Annotated in this window: 4 protein-coding genes and 1 pseudogene; 1 reads left to right on the top strand and 4 read right to left on the bottom strand. The window is 45.5% G+C overall.

Features of this window, described 5'->3' with window-relative positions; translation table 11 throughout:
- Nucleotides 1–185 (bottom strand): annotated as a pseudogene (locus tag ACEW8S_RS07675) (peptidase M28 family protein); the annotation flags it as partial.
- Complete coding sequence (locus ACEW8S_RS07670; RefSeq protein ID WP_373517578.1) at nt 182–1,066, bottom strand: PPK2 family polyphosphate kinase; 885 nt, start codon at nt 1,064–1,066, stop codon at nt 182–184. The gene ACEW8S_RS07670 and the pseudogene ACEW8S_RS07675, both read right to left, overlap by 4 nt.
- 327 nt (nt 1,067–1,393) lie before the next feature.
- On the opposite strand from ACEW8S_RS07670, the gene ACEW8S_RS07665 reads away from it, so the two are divergent.
- Entirely contained in the window at nt 1,394–1,954 is a 561-nt protein-coding gene (locus ACEW8S_RS07665; protein WP_373517577.1) for a hypothetical protein, read from the top strand.
- A gap of 51 nt (nt 1,955–2,005) precedes the next feature.
- On the opposite strand, the gene ACEW8S_RS07660 is transcribed toward ACEW8S_RS07665, so the two are convergent.
- On the bottom strand, nt 2,006–3,169 hold the full coding sequence (locus ACEW8S_RS07660) for a sigma-54-dependent transcriptional regulator (RefSeq protein ID WP_373517576.1): 1,164 nt from the start codon (nt 3,167–3,169) through the stop codon (nt 2,006–2,008).
- Nucleotides 3,170–3,179: 10 nt separating this feature from the next.
- On the bottom strand, nt 3,180–3,620 hold a 441-nt coding region (locus tag ACEW8S_RS07655), incomplete at its 5' end, for a DUF6268 family outer membrane beta-barrel protein (RefSeq protein WP_373517575.1).

The raw sequence follows: 3,620 nt of genomic DNA, 5'->3' as shown, positions 1-3,620 counted from the left end.
GCCCGTTGTGCCTCTAAAGATCCCGAAAGCCGACCCCCTATTTGATTGGACAGGTAGTTGAGCCAATCGTAGGCCTTGCCCTCGGTGAGTGCGGCATCGTATATCTTTTTTAGCTGTTTTTCGTCCTCGTTCTGGGCGTAGGAATGAAAACCGATCAGAAGAGTTAGTATCAATAGCTTTTTCATCCTTTTTCCTTTTGCAATTGTTCTTTATAACTTTCCAGATCAGCCCTAATTTTGGCGTGCAGTTTCGGCTCCTTGATATCCTTGTAGTTTTTTAATTCTTCCCATAAAATCGATGCTACCGTTACCCGGGCCGCTTTTTTATTGTCCGCTGGCACGATATACCAAGGCGCATGCGGTTTGGAGGTCTTGTTAATGGCCTCTTCGTAACAATTCTGATACCTGTCCCACAACTCCCGTTCCTTCAAATCGCCGGGTGAAAATTTCCAATTCTTTCGTTCGAGGTTTAACCTACGCAACAAGCGTTGACGTTGTTCTTCTTTGGAGAGATGTAGAAAAAACTTAAATACAATAGTGCCGGTGTCCGTTATATGCTTCTCAAAATCGTTGATCTGATCAAAGCGCCTGTCCCAAAACTTTTGATCGATATCTGCCACGGAATGGATACCGGGAATGTTCTCTGCCATTATATATTCCGGATGCACCCGTGTTACCAATACATTTTCGTAATGGGTACGGTTGAACACCCCGAACTTTCCCTTGGCGGGCAGTGCAATGTAATGGCGCCAAAGGTAATCGTGCTTTAATTCGAGTTCAGTGGGCACTTTAAAACTGTGCACCACCACCCCGCGCACATTAAAATCCTTAAAAACCTCTCGGATCAGGCTGTCCTTGCCCGCGGTATCCATCCCCTGCAAGCAAATCAGGACGCTATATTTTCCATGTGCGTAAATAGTATCCTGAAAATCTCCGAGATCTTTTCTAATGTCTTTTAATTTCTCCTTTAGCTGTTTGTCCGACGCATCGAAATCCTCGTACGTCTTCCGGTCGGAGAGCTTCATTGGTCCGTCGACCTTAAATGAGGTGATTTTTGATAAATCCATGGGTTGAAGATAGAAAAACCATTCGTTGAACGGTAATCCAAACCGAAAAAAATAACCGTTCGACCCAAGAAGCTATCGGTTCGTCCAAAATAACCCATACGCGCTGCGGTGCATCGAATAAAGTAGGCGCTAACCCCTTGATATAGGTAACTTTGCATAGTAAAACACCCAAATTTTACTGACCAAACCTACCTTATGAAGTTTTATTACCTGATACGCAACGCGATTATTTTTTGTTTGTTTACATCTTTGGGACCCATAAAGCCTTGCGAATATGCAGGTTCAAACATCGCCTATGTAAAATCGCAAACTGAAAAGGCATTATTCATGACAGACTTACAACTGATGCGATTCCATATCTACAAATCCCTTGATGCCATCGCCAAATCGAAACTCCAGCTGGAAGACTGCGCTTGCGAGGACGCTTCGGAGCGAATTATCGAGACATCCGAACTTTTGACAAGTGCTACCAAGACCACCTCTTTAGCCGGCACCCGTATTCTACTCGAAAAAGCCCTTCAAAATACCGTGGAAGGTCTTGAGGCCCTGTACGAGCACGAGCAGCATGACAGCCCTTACGGTACGGACCAACTTACGGTCAATACTACGGATATCAAAACCGGAAAAAACCTATCAATACCGCCGGACGAAAAAATTCTAAAACAAAGAATCGATTCCTCCCTTACAACATACGGCGCATCGCTACAAAAAGTCGTCAACACCGTGAACTGCAAGGAGGCTCGCGCCTTTGCGACCCGAATTTATCAACATTGCGAACTGCAACTTTTAAGATCCGATCTTTCGGAAGGGAAAAAATACTATAATTTGAGAACCAAGGAGATTACCGGGAAGGCACTTGAACAAATGGGAGAATGCGGGAAGGAATAAACAATATCGGGACGAACGGAAGTAGCAGTAAAAATTTAAGGTTTTAAATCTTCATTTGCTGGCAAATAGCCTTACATCTTCTTCAGAAACCTCTTTACCTCCCAAAATTATCAGACGTTCTACTACGTTTCTCAGTTCGCGGATGTTTCCCGTCCAATCATAGCTTTTTAACAAATTGACGGCCTTTTCCGAGAAGGTTTTGGGGATGACCCCCTGTTCCGAAGTAATTTTTTTGGAAAAATGATCGATTAAAATAGGAATATCGTCACGCCTTTGGTTCAGTGCAGGTACTTGCATTAGGATTACCGCTAGGCGATGGTATAGATCTTCCCGGAACCTGCCCTCTTCGATCTCCTTTTTAAGATTCTTGTTGGTAGCGGCCACCACGCGTACATCGACCTTGATATCCTTGTCCGTACCCACCCTTGAAATTTTGCTCTCCTGTAAGGCCCGCAGTACTTTGGCCTGGGCCGAAAGGCTCATATCACCGATCTCGTCCAAAAATATAGTGCCTTTATTGGCGGCCTCGAATTTGCCCGCCCTATCGCGAACCGCAGAGGTAAACGCGCCTTTTACATGGCCAAAAAGTTCACTCTCTATGAGTTCGGAGGGGATTGCGGCACAATTGACCTCGATGAACGGCCCGCCACTACGCCCGCTTTTTTGATGTATCCAATGGGCGACCAGTTCCTTTCCGGTGCCATTGGCGCCCGTTATCAAAACGCGCGCTTCGGTCGGGGCGACTTTCTCGATCATCTCCTTGATGACAGCAATGGCCTCGCTCTCCCCTACCATTTCATAATTTTTGCTAACTTTCTTCCGTAGATTTTTGTTCTCGACCACTAATTCCAGTCGATCTAGCGCGTTCCTGACCGTGGTCAAAAGTCGGTTCAGATCGGGCGGTTTTGAAATATAGTCAAAGGCTCCCAAGCGCATGGTGTTCACCGCAGTGTCGAGATCACCATGTCCCGAAATCATGATAAAGGGTATTTCGGGCTTTATCTTTCGGGCGGCTTCCAACACTTCCACACCATCCATTTTAGGCATTTTTATGTCGCAGAGCACCAAATCGTAATCGTTGTTCTTGATCGCTTCCAAACCTTTTAATCCATCTTCTGCTTCCTCCAATTGATAGGTGTCGTTCTCTTCGGAAAGTATTTTGACCAGCACCCTTCTAATGGCCGATTCGTCTTCTATAATTAGTATTTTTGGCATTGCATTCATTTTAAAGTCCTATCCGAAATCCGGCCCTCATGTAGAAACTGGGACCGTCGTTCAGGGTAAAAATATCGTCTCTATCCGCATTCCTCAGAACGCCAGCCTGAAACAGGGTATGTCCACCATAAACATACAGGAAGACCGATTTCTTGATGGCATACTGATATCCCAAAGTGACCAATGACGCGGACGATGAAATCGATGTGGCCGCACCTCCCCCGGGAAGTACGATGGAATTCTGAAGGTTTACGTAGTACCCGTCCAATATGAATTCGGACTGTAGCTGGTGTTTCTCGTTGAAATGATATTTCATAGCCGTTTTCGGCGCGCCTACCACATAGGTCCAATGTTTATGGAAACGCTTCTCGTAGTATACGATCGGCAGCGGCACCCTAAGGGCGACCGTTGAATTGTAGGCGATACCTAATACCAATTTAGAAGGTTTATC

The organism is Pricia sp. (assembly GCF_041745955.1).
Taxonomy (GTDB): domain Bacteria; phylum Bacteroidota; class Bacteroidia; order Flavobacteriales; family Flavobacteriaceae; genus Pricia.
Note: the sequence above shows the minus strand (reverse complement) of the source record. Positions and strands in the feature narration are given on the sequence as shown.